We start from the raw sequence: 2,921 nt of genomic DNA, 5'->3' as shown, positions 1-2,921 counted from the left end.
GGTGGCCTGCCAGTCGGGCTCGGCGAGCTCCACCACCGAGTGCGCGACGTCGCCGATCAGCAGCGCGCGCTGCCCGCCGCCGGACACCACGTAGGTCGTCGAGCCGGGCGTGTGGCCGGGCGTCGGGCGCGCGTCGAGGCCCGGCGCCACGGTGTGCTCGGCGTCGAAGGTCTCGAGCCGCTCCCGCAGCGGGGTGAGCTTGCGGACCGCGCCCGGGTCGGCGTCGTCCGCGTCGACGAAGTGGGCCCAGTCGGCCGCGTGCACCCGGTAGGTCGCCCGGGGGAAGACCACCTCGCCGCGGCTGGTGGCCCAGCCGACGTGGTCGAAGTGCAGGTGCGTGAACACCACGTCGGTGACGTCGTCGGGTGCGACGCCGGCCGCGGCGAGGGCGTCGAGGAACCCGCCGCCGGCGTAGTGGTCGTTGTGGATCCGCCCCACGCCGGCGTCGACGAGCACCGTGCGGTCGCCGGTGCGCAGCAGGAACCCGCCGAGGGTGAGCTCGAGGTCGCCGTGGGCGTCGAGCTGCTCGGGGTGGCAGGCCCAGCGGTCCTCGCCCGGCACCGAGAGCACCGCCCGGGCCTTCTCGCGCCCGGTGCCGTCGACGATCGGCACGATCTCGACGTCGCCGACCCTCACGAGGGCACCCCCGCCGTCGTGGGCGCCGTGTCGAGGAGGCGGGCCAGCTCGAAGCGCTTCACCTTGCCCGAGCCGGTCCGGGGGATCGCCCCGGTGAACCGGATCGCGGCCGGGACCTTGAACCAGGTGAGCTCGCGGCGGCAGAAGGCACGGAGGTCGTCCTCGTCGGGTGCGTCGGGCCCGTCGGGGTCGGCGGCGACGACGAAGGCGACCGGGACCTCCCCGAGGTCCGGGTGCGGCTGCCCGACGACGGCGGCGTCCGCGACCCCGGGCGCGCGCTGGAGCACGTTCTCGATCTCGGCGGGGTAGATGTTCTCGCCGCCCCGAATGATCATCTCCTTGGTGCGGCCGCAGATGGTCAGGTAGCCGTGCGGGTCGCTCCGCGCGAGGTCGCCGGTGCGGTACCAGCCGTCGACCAGCACCTCGGCCGTCTGCTCGGGCCGGCCGTGGTAGCCCCGCATGACGCCGGGGCCGCGGACCCAGAGCTCGCCCTCCCCGCCCGGCGGGGCGTCGACGCCCGTCGCCGGGTCCACCAGCCGCACCGAGAGGCCCGGCAGCGGCAGCCCGCACGAGCCGTATGGCCGCCCGCCGTGCGCCCAGTTCATGGCGACCATCGTCGAGGTCTCGGTGATGCCGTACCCGTCGAGCAGCGGGACCCCGAAGCACTCCTCGAAGGCCCGGTCCAACGCCGCGGGCAGGATCGCGCCCGCCGAGATCGCGACCCGGAGCCGGTGCGGCGGGGTCCGTCCCTGCGCGGCCTGCACCAGGTAGGAGAAGCCGGTCGGTACCCCGGGCAGCACGGTGGGTCCGCCCTCGGCGAGCAGTTCCAGCACTCGGCCCGGGGAGAAGCGGGGGAGGATCCGTTCGCTCGCGCCGGTCGCGGCGACGGCGAGGACGCAGCAGTCGAGGGCGTAGGAGTGGAAGAGCGGCAGGACGCAGAGCACCTCGTCGCCCGCCCCGATCCCCGCGATCGGCGCCCAGCACGCCGCCACCACCCACAGGCAGCTGCGCAGGGTGAGCTCGACGCCCTTCGGCCGGCCGGTGGTGCCGGAGGTGTAGAGCATGAAGGCGGTCGCGTCGAGGTCGTCGGGGTCCGGGGCGGGGGACCGTGGCTCCGTCGCGAGGAGCTCGGCGTAGTCCAGCCACCCATCGCGGGGACCGCCCACGACGACCACCGTGCTGTCCGTGTCGACCAGTCCCTCGACGAGGGCGGCGTGCTCGGCGTCGGTGACGAGCACGCGGGCGCCGCAGTCGGCGAGCACGGACGCCAGCTCGGCCGGGGCCGCGTCGGCGTTCACGCAGGTGGCGACGCCCCCGGCGCGGGGGATCGCGAGGTAGGTCTCGGCGGTCTCGACGCGGTTTCCCATCACCATCGCCACCCGGTCGCCGGGTCGCAGCCCGGCGTCGACGAGGTGGCCCGCGAGGCGTGCCGTGGTGCGCGCGAGCTCGCCGTAGGTGATGCGGCGCTCGTCGTCGACGAAGGCGGTGACCGGGCCGCGCTCGGCGGCGTGGCGGTCGAGGAGCTCCCCGATCGGCCGGATCAGCTCGGTGCGCAGCATCGCGGTGGCCTCCTCGAACTAACGCTCGTTAGCGACGGTAGGGCGGCATGGTGGTCCGCACAAGGGCTCACGAACGCTCGTTAGTCGCTACGGTGAGAGACCAGGCGAAGGGAGGGGTCCGTGTCCGCAGCGCCGTCCACGACCCGCGCGCCCTCGGGTCGCGACCCCCTCACCAGCCACACCGTGCTCGACGGTGCCCTCACCCTCTTCGCCGAGCGCGGCTACCACGGCACGGCGCTCTCCGAGATCGCCGGCGCCCTCGGCGTGCGGACCCCGAGCCTCTACAACCACATGCGCTCGAAGCACGAGCTGCTCGCGGCGATCGTCGACGCCGCCACCGCGGGCGTCCTCGCGGACTTCTACGCCGTGCGCGACGCGGGCGGTGAGCCGGCCGAGGTGCTGCACCGGGCGGCGCGGGTCTACGCCTACCGGCACGCCACGCACCGTCGGGAGGCCCTCGTCGTCAACCGGGACACCACCAGCCTCGACGAGCCGGTGCTCTCGGCGATGCAGGCGCGGCGGCGCGAGCACGAGCACGCGCTGCGCGCGGTGATCTCCGACGGCGTGGCGCGCGGGGTGTTCCACGTCGACTCGCCCGCGCTGGCCTCGTTCGCCATCCGCGAGCTGTGCGTGAGCATCGCCCGCTGGTTCTCCGAGGACGGGCCGCTGTCGGCCGACGAGGTGGCCGACCAGTACGCGGAGTTCGCGCTGCGGATCGTCGGGGCC

The 2,921-nt window shown here is 74.8% G+C and carries 3 protein-coding genes; 1 reads left to right on the top strand and 2 read right to left on the bottom strand.

Going from position 1 to position 2,921, the window contains the following annotated elements:
• Together AC0CYZ_RS25830 and AC0CYZ_RS25825 are read right to left on the bottom strand one after the other, a co-directional pair.
• The coding region (locus tag AC0CYZ_RS25830) for an MBL fold metallo-hydrolase (protein WP_472220672.1) at positions 1 to 636 on the bottom strand (636 nt) is incomplete at its 3' end.
• Positions 633 to 2,195, bottom strand: a complete 1,563-nt coding sequence (locus AC0CYZ_RS25825) for a class I adenylate-forming enzyme family protein (protein WP_472220670.1) — start codon at positions 2,193 to 2,195, stop codon at positions 633 to 635. The genes AC0CYZ_RS25825 and AC0CYZ_RS25830, both read right to left, overlap by 4 nt.
• Positions 2,196 to 2,315: 120 nt before the next feature.
• On the opposite strand from AC0CYZ_RS25825, the gene AC0CYZ_RS25820 reads away from it, so the two are divergent.
• On the top strand, positions 2,316 to 2,921 hold a 606-nt coding region (locus AC0CYZ_RS25820; RefSeq protein WP_472220668.1), incomplete at its 3' end, for a TetR/AcrR family transcriptional regulator.

Source organism: Actinomycetospora sp. (genome assembly GCF_055612215.1).
Note: the sequence above shows the minus strand (reverse complement) of the source record. Positions and strands in the feature narration are given on the sequence as shown.